At 57.0% G+C, this 21,118-nt stretch carries 14 protein-coding genes; 13 read left to right on the top strand and 1 reads right to left on the bottom strand.

Features of this window, described 5'->3' with window-relative positions; genetic code table 11:
• Position 1 precedes the first annotated feature (1 nt).
• Positions 2-1,069: a Rieske 2Fe-2S domain-containing protein gene (locus ACYCCG_RS15240; RefSeq protein WP_459670996.1), complete on the bottom strand. Its 1,068-nt coding sequence runs from the start codon at positions 1,067-1,069 to the stop codon at positions 2-4.
• Between the two features lie 269 nt (positions 1,070-1,338).
• Between ACYCCG_RS15240 and ACYCCG_RS15235 the strand changes: the two genes are divergently transcribed.
• The 13 genes from ACYCCG_RS15235 to ACYCCG_RS15175 all read left to right on the top strand — a co-directional run bounded on the left by ACYCCG_RS15235 (position 1,339) and on the right by ACYCCG_RS15175 (position 21,116).
• Positions 1,339-2,004 carry an ABC transporter ATP-binding protein gene (locus ACYCCG_RS15235; RefSeq protein ID WP_274144647.1) on the top strand — a complete coding sequence of 222 codons (666 nt, stop codon included), beginning with the start codon at positions 1,339-1,341 and terminating at the stop codon, positions 2,002-2,004.
• Entirely contained in the window at positions 2,004-4,463 is a 2,460-nt protein-coding gene (locus tag ACYCCG_RS15230) for an ABC transporter permease (protein ID WP_339535909.1), read from the top strand. Before ACYCCG_RS15235 ends, ACYCCG_RS15230 begins: the two co-directional genes overlap by 1 nt.
• Positions 4,453-5,511, top strand: a complete 1,059-nt coding sequence (locus tag ACYCCG_RS15225; protein ID WP_209966849.1) for a lipocalin-like domain-containing protein — start codon at positions 4,453-4,455, stop codon at positions 5,509-5,511. Before ACYCCG_RS15230 ends, ACYCCG_RS15225 begins: the two co-directional genes overlap by 11 nt.
• 593 nt (positions 5,512-6,104) lie before the next feature.
• Positions 6,105-6,608 (top strand): type VI secretion system contractile sheath small subunit, encoded by a 504-nt coding sequence (tssB, locus tag ACYCCG_RS15220; protein WP_209966847.1) that lies wholly within the window; start codon positions 6,105-6,107, stop codon positions 6,606-6,608.
• A 34-nt stretch (positions 6,609-6,642) separates the two neighbouring features.
• A complete protein-coding gene (tssC, locus tag ACYCCG_RS15215; RefSeq protein WP_339443406.1) occupies positions 6,643-8,181 on the top strand; it encodes a type VI secretion system contractile sheath large subunit in 1,539 nt (512 codons plus the stop codon).
• 24 nt (positions 8,182-8,205) lie between these two features.
• Positions 8,206-9,561, top strand: a complete 1,356-nt coding sequence (tssK, locus tag ACYCCG_RS15210) for a type VI secretion system baseplate subunit TssK (RefSeq protein ID WP_209966843.1) — start codon at positions 8,206-8,208, stop codon at positions 9,559-9,561.
• Positions 9,558-10,238, top strand: a complete 681-nt coding sequence (gene tssL / locus ACYCCG_RS15205) for a type VI secretion system protein TssL, short form (RefSeq protein WP_209966841.1) — start codon at positions 9,558-9,560, stop codon at positions 10,236-10,238. Before tssK ends, tssL begins: the two co-directional genes overlap by 4 nt.
• Positions 10,239-11,241: 1,003 nt before the next feature.
• On the top strand, positions 11,242-11,973 hold the full coding sequence (locus ACYCCG_RS15200; protein ID WP_459670991.1) for an OmpA family protein: 732 nt from the start codon (positions 11,242-11,244) through the stop codon (positions 11,971-11,973).
• Positions 11,974-11,988: 15 nt separating this feature from the next.
• Positions 11,989-12,480 carry an Hcp family type VI secretion system effector gene (locus ACYCCG_RS15195; RefSeq protein WP_104887814.1) on the top strand — a complete coding sequence of 164 codons (492 nt, stop codon included), beginning with the start codon at positions 11,989-11,991 and terminating at the stop codon, positions 12,478-12,480.
• Between the two features lie 148 nt (positions 12,481-12,628).
• Entirely contained in the window at positions 12,629-15,283 is a 2,655-nt protein-coding gene (gene tssH / locus ACYCCG_RS15190; protein ID WP_339443403.1) for a type VI secretion system ATPase TssH, read from the top strand.
• A 2-nt stretch (positions 15,284-15,285) separates the two neighbouring features.
• Positions 15,286-17,793, top strand: coding sequence for a type VI secretion system Vgr family protein (locus ACYCCG_RS15185; RefSeq protein ID WP_459670990.1), 2,508 nt, complete (start codon positions 15,286-15,288; stop codon positions 17,791-17,793).
• Positions 17,794-17,810: 17 nt separating this feature from the next.
• Positions 17,811-20,078, top strand: a complete 2,268-nt coding sequence (locus ACYCCG_RS15180; RefSeq protein WP_459670988.1) for a hypothetical protein — start codon at positions 17,811-17,813, stop codon at positions 20,076-20,078.
• A gap of 21 nt (positions 20,079-20,099) precedes the next feature.
• Positions 20,100-21,116, top strand: coding sequence for a formylglycine-generating enzyme family protein (locus ACYCCG_RS15175; RefSeq protein ID WP_209966830.1), 1,017 nt, complete (start codon positions 20,100-20,102; stop codon positions 21,114-21,116).
• Positions 21,117-21,118: the final 2 nt, after the last annotated feature.

Here is a 21,118-nt window from a genome sequence, read left to right as displayed (position 1 = left end):
CTCAGGCAGGGGTGGCGCTGGTGGCGATCAGTTGCGGCTGCGGCGCACGCTCTTTGGCGATGATCCGCTCCAGCACTTTGCGTGACTGCACGCCGCCGGCATCGATGTTCAGCTTCAGCAAGTTGCGCTCGGGGTAGGCCAGCAGGTTCTGCTGCTGGCGTTCGAGCATTTCCAGGTCTTCGCTGAAAATCTTGCCCTGGCCCTCCCGGATGTCGTCGGTCAGGGTCTGGTCGTGCGCAGCGAAGTTGCGCGCCATGCCCCAGAAGTACCAGATCGAGGTATCGCTTTCCGGGGTGATGAAGTCGACCACGATGCTCGATGCCTTGTGCTGTGCCTCGGCGTGGTAGCCGCCCTTGCCGGCATGCGCTACACCCACTTCGATCAGCACATGGCTAGGTGGGGTGAAACGGCAGATCTGCCAGCGGTCCACCGGTACATCGTCGGCCAGGCCGTTGCCACGCAAGGCCATGCGCCAGAACGGCGGCGCCATGATGTTTTCCATGTGCCGGGCGGTGACCACTTCGTCGCCGGTGACGGTGGTCACCGGCGGTGCCTCGTCGATCTCCTTCTGGCCGATGCTGGAGGCGTGCACATAGGTTTCATGGGTGAGGTCCATGAGGTTGTCGATCATCAGGCGGTAGTCGCAACCGATGTGGAACAGCCCGCCGCCGTAGGCCCAGTCATCATTCACCGCCCATTCCAGATGCGGAATCAGCGCCGGGTCGGCCTGCGCCTGGTCGCCGGGCCAGACCCAGATGAAGCCATAGCGCTCGACGGCCGCAAAGGTCTTGTTGCAGGGGAAGCCACGCACCCGTTGGCCCGGCATCGACACGGTCTTGCCGTCGCAACCCATCACCAGGCCGTGGTAGCCGCACACCAGGTTGCCGTCCTCGACATAGCCCAACGACAACGGTGCGCCGCGGTGCGGGCAGAAGTCCTCGACGGCGGCTACTTGGTTCTCGCGGGCGCGGTAGAACACGATTTTTTCCCCGCAGATCTGCCGGCCCAGAGGTTTGGTGGCGATCTCATCGGGGGTGCAGGCGACGTACCAGGTATTTTTGGGGTACATGGAAGGCTCTCCGGGGTTTTGTTTTTATTTAATGGATCCATTAAAGCTGCGCACGTAGTGAATGGTCAATGAATCTTGCTCGTATTAAGTGAATTCTGTGCGATTATCGGTTTTTAGTGGATCCATTGATGAGTGTCTCCAGCGATTCGCGGGGGCGGCTACAGCAGCACATCGTCTGACCAGAAGAGCGCTGGCGAGCGCCGGTGCAGAAGCAGGCCTGGCCGAACCTGCTATGCCTAAAGGGACACCCAACCCATCAAGGCCACTCGATGCTAGCCATCGAACAACTTTACAAATCATTCCCCACCCCCCAAGGCCCGCTCCCCATATTGCAGGGGGTCGATGTGCGCCTGGCGCGGGGCAGCAGCCTGGCGCTGATGGGCGAGTCGGGCAGCGGCAAGAGCACTTTGCTGCACCTGGTGGCTGGCCTGGACCGAGCGGACAGTGGCCGTATTCTGATCGACGACGTTCCGCTCGATGGCCGTTCGGAAGCGTCGCTGGCGCAGTGGCGGCGGGAGGGGATCGGCCTGGTGTTTCAGCAGTACAACCTGATCAGCAGCCTGGACGTGGGCCTGAACCTTACCTTCCAGGCCCGTCTCGCCGGGCGGCATGACCCGCATTGGGCGGCTTACCTGGCGCAGCGCCTGGGCCTGGTGGACCTGCTTGAGCGTTACCCGGAACAACTGTCTGGCGGCCAGCAGCAGCGCGTCGCCATCGGCCGTGCGCTTGCCGGGCGCCCGGCCTGGCTGTTGGCTGACGAACCGACCGGCAGCCTCGATGAAGCCAGCAGTGACGAGGTGCTGAGTTTGTTGCTGCAGTTGGTCGCCGAAGCCGGCAGCGGGGTACTGATGGTGACCCACAGCCCGCGGCTGGCGGCGCGTTTGCAGCACCGTTGCTACCTGCAGGCCGGCCGTGTGCGGCCCGAGCAGGGCTGATGAAGCTTTTGTCGCTGGCCCTGTTGGCGCTGCTCAGCCACTGGCGGCGCCATCGTGTGCAGTGCTTCAGCATCTTCACTGGCCTGTGGCTGGCCACGGCCTTGTGGACCGGTGTGCAGGCGTTGAACAGCCAGGCACGCAGCGACTATGCCCGGGCCAGCGCGGTATTGACCGGGCCGCTGCAGGCGCAACTGATAGCGCGCAATGGCGAGCGCTTCGATCAGGCGTTGTACGTGAAACTGCGCAGGCTGGGCTGGGCTGTTTCGCCGGTGCTGGAAGGGCGCTTGCGCTTGCCGGGCGAGCCCGCACGCAGTGTGCGACTGATCGGCATCGAGCCGTTGAGCCTGCCGCCTGCCAGCAGCATTGCCGGGGTGCAGGTGCAGGCATTCGACCTGCAAGCGTTCATCGGCTCGCCCGGGCAAGCCTGGGTTGGGCCAGACACCTTGCGTCAACTGAACACAAGCCCCGGGCAGCTGACCCGCGACAGTGAAGGGCAGTTGCTGCCGCCTATGGTTTTGCAGCCTGCGTTGGCACCCGGGGTCATCGTGGTGGACATCGGCCACGCGCAGACGTTGCTGAACGCACCGGGGCAGTTGTCTCGTCTGCTGCTGGCCGATACGCCCGGGCCGTTGCCTGCGGATATCGCCCGCTACCTTGAACTGCAGCCGCGGCAGGACGATGGCGGCTTGCAGCGCCTGACCGACAGTTTCCACCTCAACCTGACCGCCCTCGGCCTGCTGGCGTTCGTTGTCGGCTTGTTCATCGCCCACGCCGCGATCGGTCTGGCGCTGGAGCAGCGCCGTGGGCTGATCCGCAACCTGCGCGCGTGCGGCGTCAGCCTGAAGACCCTGCTGGGTGCCCTGGTGCTGGAGCTGGGCCTGTTCGCGGCACTGGGTGGGCTAGCCGGGGTGGCCAGTGGTTACGCATTGGCCGCGTGGCTGTTGCCCGATGTGGCCGCCAGCCTGCGTGGCCTGTATGGCGCCCAGGTCGCCGGCACGTTGAGCCTGCCGGCGGGCTGGTGGCTGCTGGGTGTGCTGGTGAGTGTACTCGGGGCATTGCTGGCCGGCCTGCAGAGTGTAATGCGCGCTGCCCGATTGCCTTTGCTGGCGCTGGCGCAACCCCAGGCCTGGCGACTGGCGCAGGGGCCATGGTTGCAACGGCAGGCTTTGCTAGCGGGCCTGCTGCTGTTGCTGGCCTTGGGCTGTGGTGTATTCGGGGCTGGCCTGCTTAGCGCGTTCGGCATGCTGGCAGGGTTGCTGCTGGCGTCGGCGCTGCTGTTGCCGGCCTTGCTCGATCGGGTACTGGCGTGGCTGGCGCGTCGTTGCCACCGGCCATTGGCGCAATGGTTCGTGGCTGACAGCCGCCAGCAGTTGCCAGCGCTGAGCCTGGCGTTGGTCGCCCTTTTGCTGGCGCTGGCTGCCAGTGTTGGCGTGGGCAGCATGACCGAGGGTTTTCGCAAGACGTTTGTCGGTTGGCTTGACCTGCGCCTCTCCGCCGACCTGTATGTCACCCCGCGGGACACGGCCCAAGGCTTGCAGATAGTCGAGTGGCTCAAGCAGCAGCCCGGGGCCAGCGTGGTCCTGCCCGGCTGGCGTGCAGACATGCAGCTGCAAGGTTGGCCGGTGCAAGTGCAGGGCATTGTCGATCACCCCGCCTATCGAACGCGCTGGCCATTGCTGGAACAGCATTCGCGCGCCTGGCAGCAACTGGCCAGCGGACAAGGCGTGATGCTCAGTGAGCAGTTGGCCAGGCGATTGAACCTGCAACTGGGCGACAGCCTGAAGCTGCCCGCAGGCACGTCAGCCATGCCCGTGGTGGGGATCTATGCCGATTACGGCAACCCCAAGGGGCATGTACTGGTCAATGCCGACTGGTTGCGCGCCCACTGGCCACAGGCAACCCTGGCCGGCTTGAGTGTCGACCTGAGCGCTGAAGGGGTGGCATCGCTCAAGGCCGCGCTGCAACGGCACTTTGCCCTGGATGACAGCCGGGTGGTCGAGCAGGCGCGCCTGAAACGCTGGTCGACCGACGTGTTCAACCGCACCTTTGCCGCCACCGCAGCCCTCAACAGCCTTACCCTTGGCGTGGCCGGTGTGGCGTTGTTCATCAACTTGCTGACCCTGGGCCAGGCCCGGCTGGGCCAGTTGGCACCGCTGTGGGCGTTGGGGGTGCGGCGCATGCAACTGGTCTGGCTGAGCCTCGGGCAGACACTCATGCTAAGCAGCTTCACCGTGCTGCTGGCAATCCCGCTTGGGCTGTTGCTGGCCTGGTGCCTGGTCGCGGTGGTGAACGTGCAGGCCTTCGGCTGGCGCTTACCGCTGTATGTGTTCCCCATGCAACTGCTGCAGTTGACCGTGCTGGGCATGCTCACCAGCCTGCTGGCCTGCGCCTGGCCGCTGTGGCAACTGGCGCGCCGCCAGCCGCGCGAACTGTTGAGGCCGTTGGCCGATGAAGCTTAATGCGTGGCTGTTGCTGACCGGGTTGTTGTTGTGCGGCTGTGATCAGCCAGCACCGCAAAGCTATGCCGGGCTCGGGCAGCAGGCTGGCGAATTCAGCCAGGTGACCCGCGATCATCGTCTGGTATTCCCGCATGACCACGGCCCCCACGACGGCTTTCGTATCGAGTGGTGGTATGTCACCGCCAACCTCAAGGACGCCCAGGGCCGAGATTGGGGCGCCCAGTGGACACTGTTCCGCTCGGCCCTGCGCCCCGGCCCGGAGACCACCGGCTGGAACAGCCCGAACCTGTGGATGGGGCATGCAGCACTGACCGGGCCGGGTGGCCATCAGGCTGCTGAAACCCTGGCGCGGGGTGGTGTCGGCCAGGCCGGCGTGCAGGCCCAGCCGTTTCGGGCATGGATCAACGATTGGGTGTTACAGGGCCGGGGCGGGATTGAACAGCTGCAGATGGCCGCAAGTGGCGACGGATTTCGCTATGACTTGCAGTTGCACAGCGATCTTCCCTTGGTGCTGCATGGTGAGCAGGGCTACAGCGAAAAATCTGGCAAGGGCCAGGCTTCGTACTATTACAGCCAGCCGTTCTACCACGTCCAGGGGCACGTCCAGCGTGGCAGCCTGTGCATCGCGGTTACCGGGCAGGCCTGGCTGGACCGGGAATGGAGCAGTCAGCCGCTGGCGCCCGGGCAGACCGGCTGGGACTGGTTTTCCCTGCACCTGGACAGTGGCGCCAAGCTGATGCTGTTCCAGGTACGGGAGGCCCACGGGGAACCGTATCGCGCCGGGACCTGGGTAGGGCCACAAGGGGACGTGATGGCACTGGACGCCGCACAGATCCAGCTGCAGGCCCTGGCCTGGTCTGCGCAGAAAAACGGCAAGCAGGTGCCGACGCGCTGGCGGGTACAAGTGCCGGAGCATGGGGTGGATGTGCAGGTCGATGCCGTGGAGCCGCAGGCGTGGATGCAGACACGGTTCCCGTATTGGGAAGGGCCGGTACGCTTGAACGGGAGTGCGGGCGGGCGCGGGTATCTGGAGATGACGGGTTACTAGGCTCTGTGTGTAAAGTCTTGAGACGAAGAGCTGGTTCCGGCGAGTTAGCATGCAAGCCTCAGCCAGCCATACCCATATCACACGATGCGCTGAGCCCACTTTCCGGCATAGGCACTGTCGACAAACAGAGTATTCACTGACGGGTACCTGCTCATCAATGAAGCTCAGGAAGAATTGGCTGTTTTAATTGGGGGTGTATCATTTTCTGGACTTGCCTTTGGTGGGTTTAGATTAATTGATATTTGTACGGCGGTGGTCCGCGTGGTCTGTTGGTTTAATTCGTTGATATGGATCAATGCATTGCTGGTGCATTGAGTGCATCTGTTTGGCGCTACTCGATTGGGGGGCAAGCAGAATCCTGGTCGAAGGTTTTCCTGTCGCTTGTAGGAAGTTTCCTATTTTTGTGCGGGGGGTGGCGAAATGTGAAAAATTGGTGCATGTTTGATCTGGAAACATTTCAAGTGTTGCCTTGGGGGGGCGGTAGTTGCTGGCAATGAATTGAATTCCATTGCAGTTGCCAATGGGCTTGAAATGGATCGTTGTCAGTGATGTCACTTTCGTCGAGGCCGTTTCCAGTGGCTTCAGGAGGAGTTATGGCTTCAGGCAGTTTTCAAAGTGAGGTGCCGAGGGCGCGCGTCAATATTAAACTTGATCTTCATACGGGTGGGGCCCAGCGTAAGGTTGAGCTGCCGCTTAAGCTCATGCTGATGGGGGATTACAGTAACGGAAAAGAGCAGCGTCCGTTGTCCGAACGGAGCAAGGTTGATGTCAATAAAAATAATTTTGACAGTGTGCTCTTGGAGTTTTCACCGAGCCTCAAACTGGTCGTTGAAGATACGCTGGCCAGCGAAGGTGGAGAAACGCCTGTTGAACTGAGTTTTCAGCGGATGAAGGACTTCGAGCCCGAACAGGTCGCTCGACAGATACCCCAATTACGTGCGCTGCTGGCGATGCGCAACCTGCTGCGTGAGTTGAAAGCCAATCTCTTGGATAACGCCACGTTCCGTGCCGAGTTGGAACGCATACTGAAAGATGAAGCGCTGAGTAATGAACTGCGTAAGGAACTGGCTGCCCTTGCCCCTCAAGGCGGATGCTAGAAAACCATCATCTCTACAGGCGGGAAGCTAACAAATGTCCGAAGAGCAATCCTCTGCGCAATCGCGTGGCGCCACTGTGCGGGTGGAAGACAGCCAGAATGTCTATCACGCATTGTTTGAAAAAATAAATCTCGAACCCCTTGAGCAGATGGGTGGTATCGACGCCTACCAGAGTGTGGATGTTCTGTCTGAGGCAACACCCAATCAGCGTGTTACTGCGTCTGTAAGTGTTTTTCTTGAGCGGCTCAAGCAAGTCTCCCCGAAAGTGGAGCGTCTGGACAGGGCCCTGCTGGACGAACACATTGCCTCGATTGATGCCCAGATCAGCAGTCAGCTGGACGAAGTGATGCATCATCCTGACTTTCAGCGTGTAGAGTCGATCTGGCGTGGGGCGAAGTCGTTGATCGATCAGACGGACTTCCGCCAGAACGTCCGCATCGAGTTGTTGGATATCAGTAAAGAGCATCTGGCCCAGGACTTCGAAGATGCGCCCGAAATCGCTCAAAGCGGCATGTACCTGCATACGTATACTCAGGAATACGATACGCCGGGTGGTGAGCCTATTGCGGCGGCGGTCTCAAACTACGAGTTTGGCCGTGGGGCGCAAGACATTGCACTGTTGCGGAATATCTCGAAAGTTGCGGCCTCCGCTCATATGCCATTCTTGTGCTCGATGGGGCCTGCGTTCTTTGGCAAGCAAACAATGGAGGAGGTCGCCGCGATCAAAGATATCGGCAACTACATGGACCGTGCTGAGTACATCAAATGGCACGCTTTCGCTGAAAGCGATGATGCCCGCTATGTCGGCGCCACATTGCCCTGTACGTTGGGGCGACTGCCTTACGGGCCTGATACGAATCCGGTTCGGCTGTTTAACTATGAAGAGCGAGTCAAGGGGCCGGATCACAGCAAGTACCTCTGGGTAAGCTCGACGTTCGCGTTTGCAGCCAATATGGTCAAAAGCTTTATAGCCAATGGTTGGTGCGTACAAATTCGAGGGCCGCAATCAGGGGGTGCTGTAACGAATCTGCCGATCCATCTCTATGACATGGGTACGGGCAGTCAGGTCAAGATTCCTTCGGAAGTGATGATTCCGGAAACCCGCGAGTTTGAGTTTGCCAATCTTGGGTTGATTCCGTTGTCGTACTACAAGAATCGCGATTATGCGTGCTTTTTCTCCGCGAACTCAGCGCATAAGCCGGCGATCTATGACACACCTGAGGCCACGGCCAACAGTCGTATCAACGCTCGGCTGCCTTATGTCTTCCTGCTTTCGCGCATCGCTCACTATCTGAAACTCATCCAGCGGGAGAACATTGGCACAACCAAGGATCGCCGCCTGTTGGAACTGGAATTGAATAGGTGGATCAGCGGCTTGGTTACCGAAATGACGGACCCCGGCGATGACTTGCAGGCGTCTCATCCGCTGAGGGAGGCGAAGGTGGTTGTCGAAGATATTGATGACAACCCAGGCTTCTTCAGAGTCAAGCTGTTTGCGGTGCCGCATTTCCAGGTTGAGGGTATGGACATCAACCTGTCGTTGGTTTCGCAGATGCCCAAAGCTAAATCCTGACGGCGAACCCGGGAGTTACTAATCGTGAAGATCGATCGGCCTATGTGGGCGTCCGGTGTGGTGTTGTCTGCGCAGCAGTTTCAGCAGCAGGCCCGCTTTGAATCGTGGACCAACCAGGCAGTTGCTTCCTTGGCATGGGTTCATCCGTGGGGTATTCGCGCAGTCGCATTTGATGCGGACGCACTGCAGCTAGGCAAACTCCTGGCCACTCGGCTGCAGGTGTGCATGCCCGATGGAACGCTGATTGACACGGATCGATTGGATCGGCTTCCCAGTGCCCTGGAACTGTCCCGGGCGCTGCCTGACGACAGTCAAGCGGCAACGGTGGTGCTCGCTTTGCCGCTGGAACGGGCCAATGGCAACAACTGTCTGTTCGAGGGTGGCCGAGTTGAGCGCCCGGTGAGATACCGCCAAGTGTGGCGGGATGTACAGGATCACTATACCGATGAGGTGCAGTCGATCAGCGTACTCGAACATGCACTGAGCTTGCGCCTGAATGAAGATGACAACGCAGACTATCTCACCTGCCCAGTGGCACGCCTTGTCCGGGATGGGCGGGGGCGGTGGGAAATTGATCAGGATTACATCCCCCCGTTGCTGAGGTTTGATGCGCACGCTGGATTGTTACTTCAGCTGGATAACTTGCTGACCCAGCTGTCCTCCAAACGTGAGCGGCTGATGGGGATGCGTCGCGAGAGCAACCAGCGCATGGCAGATTTTGCTGTCGCTGATGTGACATTGTTCTGGTTGCTCAACGCGTTGAATACCTATCAGCCGGTGCTGGCAGACCTTAAAGCACACCCTGCTCGGCATCCGGAGTTGGTGTACCAGCAGTTGGTGAAATGCGCGGGGGCGCTGTTGACGTTTTCGTTGGACCAGAGTGTCGAGGACATTCCTGCCTATCAGCATACGCACCTTGAGTCTGTTTTCCCGCCGTTGATGCGTACGCTCTCCACATTGCTGGAAGCGAGCCTGCCGTCACGTGTGCTGGCTTTGGTACTCGAAGCGCGCAGTGCCAACCGATGGCAGGTGGCCCTGAACGATCCTCGTTTGCTTGAGCCAGACGGGGCTGACTTTTACCTGTCGGTGCGCTGCCGGCTGCCAGCCGTGCAAGTGCAAAGCCAGTTCCCACGGCTGTGCAAGATCGGCTCGCCTGATGATGTGGACTATCTCGTCAATGCAGCTCTCGATGGCGTTCCCTTGAACCCCCTCAGTCATGTGCCTGCGGCAATACCGCTGCGTTTGGAGAACCAGTATTTCGCACTGGGCCTGAGTCATGAAAAAGGGCGTGCCATGTTGGCCGATGGCGTCTGCGCGCTCTACGTACCAAGCGTGTTTCAGGACGCCAAACTTGAACTGTTTGCGGTGCTGCGCTCATGACGCTCGCCCAGCATGAACCCGTTGCAGCCAAGGTGGACATCGATGCCTTGTTGCAAGATACCTACTTGCTGGTGGTCGAGTTGCGACACGGCACAGGCGTGCACAGTAGCCCGGAACTCTGGCCTCGTTGTGCGGCGGATGTCGAGCATGTTCGGGCCTCGCTTCAGGAAGATGGCCTGGATAGCCGTAGCATCGAGCTAATCAGTCACGCGCAGTGTGCCTTACTGGATGAGACGGTGCTCGCTTGTGCCGAAGGTAAGGCCCATGAGGACTGGGCGATGGAAACCTTGCAGGCCAGGTTTTTCAGTAGCCACCAGGCGGGTGAATCGCTTTATGAAGACATTCGCACCGTGCTGCGTGAAGCCTCTGCACATCCTTATGTCTTCACGGTCTTTCAGCGGGTGCTGATGCTGGGTTTTCTGGGGCGCTACCGTGATGTCAATCACCCAGAACGGCAGCAGTTGCTAGCGGCAATCGATGCGCATGTACCCCCTCTTGATACAAGTCAGTCCCTTGTCACCCACGTAGGCGGCACTTCACACCTTCCGATGTGGGGTTGGCTGCAGTCCCCTCTAGTTCATGTGGTAGCCGCATCGGGCTTGCTGATAGGTCTCTGGTGGGGGCTTGACCATACGCTGGGTGAGGCAGTGGCCTCGCTCCTGCCGGTGCAGAGGTGAGCGGAATGCAGTTGAGACAAGTGCAAGGGCTCTGGCTATGGGCCGGAACGCTGTTCTTGGTGCTCATTGCCATGCTCCCGCTAGCTATCGAATTGCAGCTTACAAGTGCCGTGGTCGTCACAGTCGCAGTATGGGCAGCCTGGCGCCGAAGCAAACGAGTTGCCGACGAGGGGCGTGAACTGCGGTGGGCCAAGGGTGCCAGCTTACCTGCTGGGTCCTACCGCCATCCGGTAGTCCTGGTGGTAGGTGATTGTCTGGCTGAGTTGTTTGGTCCAGTGCCTGCTGAGCAGTGGGAGTTGCGGGTAACAGGGGAGGGTTGCTATGTCCGGGTGCCTGATGTGCAGAAGCTGCCCACGACGGTTACCAGTCTGCTTTTGCAAAGGCCTGAGTGGAACGACCAACTGAGTGTCATGTGGGTGGTGGATCCCACCATTCATACAGATGCTGCAGTGTTGGCGAATTAGCAGCGCAGCGTGAGCCGCCAAGTTGTGAAGCTGCGCGAGCGTGGCAACCCGCTGTCGCTGCTGGTGGTGGGCTATTTCCAGAGCACTTCGCAGACTCCGACCTGGTTCATCTGGGCGGCCGCCAAGTCGCGCGTGCAAGTACATGAGTCAGGTGAGTGCATGAGTCTGGCTCAATGGCAGAGATGGGGCACGGCTCCTGATTCCCGTGCTGCCCGACTGCGAGACGCGGTGCAATTGAATGCTGCTGCTGGCTGGTTGAACGATGTCTGTATGTCGGAAATACGCGTGCGGGCTTCTCGCCAGGAGAGCGCAGCCGCCACCGTCGTTGCCGTTGCATGGGCCCCCATCTCTGGCAGGCACCCTGAAAACAACCTATGGCACCGCTGGCTGCATGAGCGGACCGGTCTCTGCTTTGACCAGGGTGTCACCGATGAAGCCAATAGGTCATTGCCGTTCCCTGACGCTTTGCTCCATTTGCTGCCTCGCGGTGCTCGAAACAGGAGGCCGCATAGGGCTGTGCTGATGGGGGCTGGCTATTTGTGTTGGCAGGCTCCATCGCTTTGGCAAGCTCGGCATGGCAGAACACATTGCTGGTTAGGCAGGTCACTGACGACCTGAGGCGCTACGACGCTGCTTCGGCGAGCGCTGAGCCTGACAGGCAAACTGTACGAGAGACCGCGCTGGACGTGCTTCATCAGGATGCCGAGCGCTTGGATCACTATTACCGCCAAGGTGCGCCGTGGTCACTAGGCCTCGGCTTATACCAGGGTGAAAAGCTGCGCCCGTCATTGATGGCGGCCATCAACGGGCATCGAATCCCGACGACGCCGCAGGCTTCGCCCGACAGGCCTCAAATGGTGCGCTTGGACAGCCTTTCACTTTTCAGTAGTGGCAGTGCGCAGTTGAAACCGCAGTCAACCAAGGTTCTGGTCACAGCATTGGCGGGCATCAAGGCACAGCCTGGCTGGCTAATCGTGATCACAGGGCACACGGATGCCACGGGCAACGACGAAAATAACCTGCGCTTGTCGCGTGCACGTGCATCTGCGGTTCACGACTGGATACAGCTCATGGGTGACATCCCCAGCAACTGCTTCGCGGTGCAAGGCTTGGGGGCCAGCCAGCCTATTGCAAGCAATGAAACGGAACAAGGACGGTCGGCCAATCGCCGAGTTGAGATTCGCCTGGTGCCGGAGGCGGGGGCTTGCCTGTCCTCGACTGCGGCTTCTGGCCTGCAACCCCAGTCGCATTCCGCGACCTCCAACACTTGAAAGAGGATTTTCTAAATGGCTATTCCTGTTTACCTGTGGCTGAAAGACGATGGCGGTGCCGATATCAAAGGCTCGGTGGATGTTCAAGATCGAGGTGGGAGTATCGAGGTCGTCGCTCAGGATCATAACTTGTACATTCCGACTGATAACAACACTGGCAGATTGACCGGTACGCGCATCCATACCCCATTCCTTTTCACCAAAGAGATTGATGCGTCTTCCCCGTATCTCTATAAGGCCGTCACAACCGGTCAAACGCTCAAGTCGGCGGAGTTCAAGTGGTACAAGATTAATGATGCCGGCCAGGAAGTTGAGTATTTCAATACCAAGCTGGAGAACGTGAAGGTCGTTCAGGTTGCACCAAAAATGCACGACATCAAAGATCCTGAGAAAGAAAAGCACAACCATTTGGAATCGGTTGAATTGCGTTACGAAAAAATCACTTGGACATTCAAGGATGGAAACATCATCCATTCGGATTCCTGGAATGAACGTACTACCGCCTGATGGAACTTGGCCGTCGGTCTGTAATTGCTGACGGTCCCCAGTGTATTGGGTTGAGCGTCCGCGTGCGGGCGCTCAGCCAAGTACACCAAGGTTTCAGATACGTCCACTCATGACGTTACGTTGACCATTGACGACAAGGATGCCCTGTATGGCACATGATCCTACCCGCTTGCTCCGCCGTCTCAACGCTTATTGCACCCAGGCACTGACGGCGGCAGCGTCGTTGTGTCAGGCACGTGGGCACAGTCATATCAGCATTGAACACTGGTTGTTGAAGTTGTTTGAGCAAGGAGAAGGTGATCTTGTGGTCATCGCCCGCCGTTATGGGTTGGATGTGGATGCCCTGTGGCAAGGACTGCTTGAGTACTTCAATACCTTGCCGCGCAGCGTGCTCAGCAAGCCCCAACTAAGTCTCGAAGTGCAGCAACTGATCAGCAGCGCCTGGCTACTGGCATCGATGGATCGCGACTGTGAGCAATTGCGCTCCGTGCATGTGTTGGCGGCCCTGATTGAGACACCGGACTTACTCAAGTGCTCAGCCGCTTGGCCTCTATTGGGTATCGGTTCAACACAACTGCAACAGGTGGTAGCCCTGCTTGAATCGGATTCGGAAGAAAGGCAGCTGGTGCAGACTGTGTCGTTCAACCCCGCGACGGGACGGACGGCCAAGCCTACAAGCGCTGCGGATAGCGATGTGGCGCAGCCAGCGATCCTCGATCAGTTCAGCCATGATGTAACCGCCAAGGCCGCAGCGGGGCAGATCGATCCAGTCTTCGGACGTGACGATGAAATTCGTCAGGTGATTGACGTACTGAGCCGTCGCCGCAAGAACAACCCCATCCTGGTAGGAGATCCCGGTGTCGGGAAAACCGCCCTGGTCGAAGGACTTGCTTTGCGCATTGCCAGCGGCAAAGTCCCGGACAGCCTGAAACCGGTGAGTATCCGTACGCTGGACCTGGGGCTGCTTCAGGCTGGAGCCGGGGTCAAAGGTGAGTTCGAGCAGCGGCTCAAGAACGTGATCGATGCCGTCCAGCAATCGGAAACACCCATCCTGTTATTTATCGATGAAGCGCACACCCTGATCGGTGCTGGCAACCAGCCGGGGGGCGCTGATGCCGCAAACCTGCTGAAACCTGCCTTGGCGCGTGGCGAGTTGCGAACCATCGCTGCCACGACCTGGAGCGAATATAAGCAGTACTTTGAGCGCGATGCTGCGCTGGAGCGGCGCTTTCAGATGATCAAGGTGGATGAGCCGGATGATGCCAATGCTTGCTTGATGCTGCGCGGGCTCAAAGCGCGTTACGCCACCTATCACGGCGTGCACGTTCAAGACGCTGCAGTGCAGGCGGCGGTTAGTTTGTCCCGGCGTTTTCTGACGGGGCGCCGCCTGCCGGACAAAGCGGTTGATCTGATAGATACGGCTTGTGCGCGTGTTCGCATGAGCCTCGATTGTGAGCCGCAGGCGCTGGTCCACCTCAAGTCTCAAAAGACAGCCCTGACTGCAGAGCGAACTGCGCTTGAAGAGGATGCACAGCTTACTGGCAGGTTGATGGAGCCTCGTTTGGCGCAGATTAACGCTCAGCTGGTTCAACTCGAGAGCCAGCAGGCTGCGCTGGAGCTGCAGTATCAACAAGAGCTTGAGCTTACCCGTCAGTTGCTCAATGTTCGTCAGGCCGAGCAGGTCGATACAGCGGCCTGCGCGAAGCTGCAACAGGAACTGAGCTACGTACAGGGGAGTCGGCCGCTCCTATCGCTGGACGTGTGTGCCCGCAGTGTGGCTGAAGTGATCGCCGACTGGACGGGGGTGCCCCTTGGTAGCTTGCTCAAGGACGAACATGCCAGCTTGTTGAACCTGGAAGATCAGTTGGCCGAACGCATTGTTGGGCAGGACTCGGCCCTGCTTGCACTCGCTCAACGGCTACGTGCCGCGCGAACAGGGTTGACGAACGACAACGCGCCGATGGGCGTTTTCCTGCTGGTCGGCACCAGTGGCATCGGCAAGACGGAAACAGCGCATGCCCTGGCCAGTAGCCTGTTCGGCGGTGAGAAGTCGCTCATCACGCTCAACATGTCCGAGTACCAAGAGGCGCACACCGTCAGCCAATTGAAAGGGTCTCCGCCTGGCTATGTTGGCTACGGCCAGGGCGGCGTACTCACAGAGGCCGTTCGCCAGCGCCCCTACAGCGTCGTTTTGCTGGACGAGGTCGAGAAAGCCCATCGAGATGTACTCAACATGTTCTACCAGGTGTTCGATCGTGGCTTCATGCGCGATGGTGAAGGCCGAGAGATCGATTTCCGCAATACCGTCATCCTGATGACCTCCAACCTCGGCAGTGATCTGCTTCAAGGTTGTGTGGAGCGACAGCCAGATATCGAGGACGCCGCGTTGCACGAACTGTTGCGGCCCGTGCTGCGCGCGCACTTCCAGCCTGCACTGCTGGCACGTTTCCAGACATTGATTTTCCGCCCGCTGGACTCCGGTGCGCTCAGGCGCATTGTCGCGATCAAGCTCGACCAGGTTGCCAGACGTTTGCAGCGCCATTACGGGTTGCAGTGCGAAGTGGACGACTCACTTTACGAAGCCTTGGTCGCCGCCTGCCTGCTGCCCGATACCGGCGCCCGCAACATCGACAGCCTGCTGAACCAGCAGATTTTGCCGGTACTCAGCCAACAGCTACTGCAGCGCCAAGCCCATGGCCAGCCAGCTCAAACGGTAACGCTTGGGTTCTGCGAAGACACCGGCATCAGTTTGAGCTTTTCGGATGAACACGACGCGGCGTTGTTGGCTGCCGAGAGGGCTTGATCATGGCGAAGCCTTTACTAGGTCCCACCCACAACCATTACACGCTTGAAATCGATGAACTGGATGACGTCGAACTCGATGTACTGTCGTTCAAAGGTGAGGAATGGCTGAGCCAACCGTTCAAGTACACGGTGGCGTTTACCTCTTCCACGCAGGACATTGATGTCGCCAAAGTCCTCGGGAAGGACGCCAGTTTTCAGATGGGGTCGTCAGAGCAGACACCGGCCAATGCGATCTCTGGGGCGGCGTCACGCACGTTGCATGGCGTGATTACGGGTTTCAAGCGCCTCTCCAGCTCCAAAGATGAAGCCCGTTATGAGGTGACCCTGCAGGCTCGCTTGGCGCTGCTCAGCCGTGGCAAACAGTACCGGATTTACCAACATCAGTCGGTTCCGGAGATCGTCGAAAGCATCTTGCGCAGCCGCCACCAGTTTGAGGGGCAGCACTTTCTGTTCGACCTGCTATGCGAATACCCCAAGCGTGAACAGGTCATGCAGTACGGTGAAAGTGACCTTGCCTTCATCAGTCGCCTGTTGGCAGAGGTGGGCATTTGGTACCGCTTCACGCACAACGACAAGCTGTTTATCGACGTTGTCGAGTTTCACGATCACCAGCAACATTATCAGTTCGATGTCAGTCTGCCGCTCCGCCCCCTGTCTGGCCTGACCAGCAACGGCCAGGATGGCGTCTGGGCGCTGCAGGTCAGCCATGCGGTGGTGGAGCAGCACATCAACGTTCGCGCCTATCACCACCGCGATGCTACGGCTTTCCTGGAGGGGGACGTAGATCACAGCCGGCATGCGACGACAACCTATGGTGAGGGTTACCACTACGGCGAACCCTACACCGCGCTGGGTGACGCAATCGCCCAGGATGAGGACCTGGAAAGCGAGAGTGGCTACTTCTATGCGCGCCTGAACCATGAACGCTTCCTTAATGGGCAAACCCGCTGCAGTGGCATCAGCAGCAGCGTCGCACTCGCTCCGGGGCAAGTGGTTACGATCACTGATGGGGCACCCCAAGTCTTCGACCCTGGGGTCGTCATGACGCATTTGACCGTCGAGGCTGCTCGGGACCGTAGTCTGGAAGTCACCTTCGAGGCGGTTCCCTACTCAGAGTCGATATGCTTTCGACCTCCATTGCCGAACAAGCCGCAGATCGCCGGGACGGTACCAGCGCGGGTCACCAGTACTCAGCAGAACGACCCCTATGGCCATATCGACCTGGAGGGCCGATACCGGGTGAACTTCCTGTTCGATCGGGACAATTGGAAAGCGGGAGAGGAGAGTGTCTGGCTACGGCTGGCACGACCTTACGCCGGTGACACGCACGGCCTGCACCTGCCGTTGATCTGCGGTACGGAAGTGGCGGTGGCGTTCGAGCAAGGCGACCCGGACCGGCCCTACATCGCGCATGCCCTGCACGATAGCCAGCACCCCGACCATGTCACGCTGCGCAACTACAAACGCAATGTGCTGCGCACACCTGCGAACAACAAGTTGCGCATGGACGATACGCGGGGGCAGGAGCACGTCAAGCTCAGTACTGAACACAGTGGTAAGAGCCAGCTCAATCTGGGGCATCTGGTCGATGCCGATCGCCGGCCTCGCGGGGAGGGCGCGGAACTGCGCACCGATGGGCATGCCGCGATCCGTGGCGGCAGTGGCATCTTCATCAGTGCTGATGCTCAGCCTCAAGCCCAAGGGACAATGCTGGAGATGGGAGCAGCGTTGGCTCAGCTCAATAACGCTCTGGCATTGGTGAACGCACTGGCGCAAAGCGCAGCTGTGTCGGGAGCATTACCAGCTGATAATCAGGCCCAACAGAGCCTGCGGGAGGCATTGGCGCGGCTCAGAGATTCGGGACTCCTTGCCTCGGCACCTGCCGGGATAGCTATGGTTACACCTGCAAACATCCAACTATCGGCAGAAAACTCAATTACAGCTACGGCTGGTGATAGTGCTGACTTCAGCCTATTCAAACGTTTTAGCGTGGCCGCAGGTGAGGCAATCAGTCTGTTCGCCCAAAAGTTAGGGCTCAGATTAATTGCGGCTCGTGGCCCTGTGGACATTCAGGCACAAAGCGATGCGATGACGTTACAAGCAGACAAGGAACTTGCTTTAAATAGCAGTAATGGCGAGATCGTTCTCAATGCCCAACACGGCATCACCCTGGTTAGCAGAGGTGCCTATATCAAGATAAAAGACGGATCCGTTGAGATCGGTGCCCCGGGTGAACTGCATATCAAGAATGACAATATCGCTTGGGGAGGCACTGCCTCATTGGAGAAGGCCCTGGCACCGATGATTCTGGAAGATCCTGTTTACAGCAATCCCATGCAAGGTGGCTTTCAAGTTAGAGATAAAGTCAGTGATAAGCCAAAACCTTACGTACGGTACCGAATTGAAGCTGCCGACGGCAGCGTGCTGAGAGGCATGACAGATGGGAATGGTTATACACAATCCCACTATGGAATTGATCTTCAAAGCATAAAGTTATTCTTTGAGTAACTTCGGAGTGATAGGAAATGAGCGGTGCGGATATCTCAGTAGCAGAGAGCAGGGTTTGCAAAAGTAAACCCGTTGTAGTGGCTCATCATCAATCGGTACAGTGTTATTTTTGTCCGGAAACCGAAGAGTTGGTTTTTATTGCTGACAGTGAGGCTGCAGAGTTTGAGGCGCATTGGAAGGAAATGCAACAGTGCGTAAATGATTTTCATCAGGAAAAAATTAATTACTCCGTTGCAATTGAAAAATATGGAATTGCTGCAGAAACCACAGCAGCGCCTGAGGCGTCATTTCATGACGCTGTAGTGCGAGCTGAGGAAAATTTGGAGTTGAAGCGAAAAGAATTAAAAGAAAAAATTGGTGAGTTTTCTACCCAGGACATGAAATATAATGATGTTGTGGAGCTTGTTCCTGTTAGTGGCCAGTCTGCTAAAAGAAAAGCTGGTGAGAAACGAGCGCCTGTAGTTTATGTAAAAAAAGGTTACTACAGTAAAGGCAAGGATGGCAGAAAACTCCATACTGTGTCGTTGAAAAGTAGTGACAAAAAAGGCGGCGCTGAAAGTATCTTTGAGCGACGCAGTGATGGAAAAATTCGACGCATAGACGACAAGAAGCTTAAGCGGCAGCTTGCCGGATTGAATTGGCCAAAAATAAAAATTGATCTGAAGGATGTTGTTAAATGGGCAGGCCTTGGTTTTGATCCTGAGGCGCTGAGTATGGATTGTTCACTTTTTGACTGGGCAGATAGCTGGAATGCTGCCGCACAAGGTGAGGCAAAGTGGGGGGATCATATTGATTTTGAGGGCGGAGCACAGTTTATGCGCTTTGTTTCCAATTTCGGCGCAAATGTTGAAATTGATCCACGTAAGCAACAATTCTCCTTCAAAGGAGAGGGTGGCGGCAGCTTAACTGCGGCTGCCGGCATAGCCTCCTTTTCAATTTACGCCCCGGATCGCATCGGATGGGCGCTTACAGTTAATCCCTCTGATGAGAACGAGGTCCCGTTTGATTTAGGGATGATGCGCTTAAGTTTGAACGTTCGCTTGGCCGCATTTATTGGAGCGACGCTTCAGGTGGAGGCTCAATTCCAGGTGGTCAGTAGTGGTGACCAGCAAACCGTCATGGGCCAACCTGGTCGTTTGAGACGTTTCAGTGAAAGAAGAAGCCGAGCTTACGATTTTCATCAGCAGATGAACAGTGAAGATGAAGGGATAAAATTTTCGGCAGAAGCTTTTGCGGGTGCGAGGGCGGAAGGAACACTGACGGGATCACTGCAATGGTTAAAGCCGACAGCGGCAGGGGAAATAAATGGCGGTATATTGGAGACTACTGGAGAGTACGTCGATTTTTGTAAAATAGGACCCAGTATTGCAGGGTTGGCGGGGGTGGGCGCCGGCTTAAGTTTTCACTGTACTTTTATTAATGGGAAGTTTTGTTTTCATTTTGCAGCCTCTCTATGCAAAGGGGCGGGTGCCAAAGGTGGCTTTATTTGTGAGGTGGATGGCAATACCTTTCTGGAGTTTGGTGCTTGGTTGATTTATCAACTGAATCAAAGGGATTATGGTTTTTTTAGAGTCATGGATGTTGATGCATTTAGTGTGTATACGAAGTATTGTGTTATGCAAATGGAGCTCCTTGAAGTCGATGTGTATGAGCATTACTCATTCGCAAAAAAATCGATTGAAAAAATTGTAAATGATTTCACAAAACAGGTTGGTGAATTGGCTGATGAGACGAAGAGGAGTGTTGATGCTTCGAGACGACGGAATCAGTTAGCTAAAAATGTTATCACCCGACAGTTGGATCTGTTGCGCTACACACCTGAGGCTAAGGGTATATTGCTTTACCTTCTGACGCGTCATGGTAAGTGGGATAATATAGACCCAGGAAACATAGGTTTTCTCGATCGCTACGGCGAACGAAAAGAGGCGGTGCTTTGTGTCCTCAGAAGTATTCAGAGCAAGCGGGAGTGGCATAAAGTATTGTCTCGTGTCAATGCCCAGGGAAATGCCCCATCAGAGGGCTACGATGAGTTGGACGCCGTCGAGCGGCATGAGCGAAGCCTGGTAGACTTTCTTGAGTTAGGAAAGGATCGAGATAGAGAATTCTATGAAATAAAATATGAGCGAAGCGAATTGGCCGTAATTTATGATCGGTTGAAGGAGTTTGGTTCTTATGGTTATGCGCTCGCTATGAATGACACGGTCTATTATAAGCTAAACGTTGGTCGTAATCCGAATTACCCGCGACGCTGCAAGTTTGGTCCTTGTGGTGCGGATATTGTCTGAGTAAATCTCATTGGAGTGGCTGTGAAGATTTTTAAGGTGTCTATATTTTGTTTGGTTTCTTTGAGTTTGTCAGGCTGTGACCAGTTGGCGAGCGGAGTTGATTATAAGGAACCCGGAATAACGCCAATAGAGATGAAGCATTTTATCGAAGAGGTAAAAAGGGACTTGGTGTTTGTTGAGGGTGGTGAGTATCTGATGGGGGATTATGGCTTAGAGTACGGGCCGGAGCAAATGTCTTATGATAGTGATGGAGACAGTCGGCCAGTACATAAGGTCAAGTTGAGCACCTTTTCTATTGCAAGATTCAAGATCTCAAATAAAGAGTTTGAGATGTATCTAAAAAGCAATGGTCTTACGTTGCGTTCTTTTGAGCAGAGGGAGATACAGGAGGAGTGGGAGAACATTAATTCTTTACCTAATTTGCCAGCGCATATGGACTGGTATGAAGCCGACCGCTATTGCAACTGGCTGGCTAAAGTGTCCAATCTTCCTTTCTCATTACCCACGGAGGCCCAGTGGGAGTATGCGGCACGCAGCCGCGGGCAGTTTTTGATGGTGGCCACTGATGACGGTACTTATAAGCAGACCAATGATGGTTTTACTAAATATGGGGGAGGACCAAAAGGAATTAACATTTCTACTTCTCGAGATCGTCAGGATTTTGCTAGACAAATGGGGTGGAGCACGGAGGGGCTTACGCCCTTGCCGGTAGACAGGTTTCCTCCCAATCCGTTGGGCCTTTATGCCATGTCGGATAATGGGCTGGAGTGGGTTAAGGATTGGTATGACGAAAATTATTATCAGTACTCCCCTGAAATTGACCCCCAGGGGCCGGAGACACCAGTGACCAAGGACTACTATGGCCGGGATACAAAAGTTACACGTGGTCAGGCATATGCCAATCCCAGCTGGGGAGGAGGAGTGAATGTGCACAGAACCCCTGAGAATCCGCATGGTTATGCATCCGAAGATAAAATGATTGTGTTGGGCGACAAAACGGCGAGGTGTGTTGTTAACAGTGACAATCGGATTGAGTAATG

It is taken from the genome of Pseudomonas sp. VEM90 (assembly GCF_054611535.1).
The sequence above is the reverse complement of the archived record's forward strand: the minus strand, read 5'-3'. Positions and strand labels throughout refer to the sequence as shown.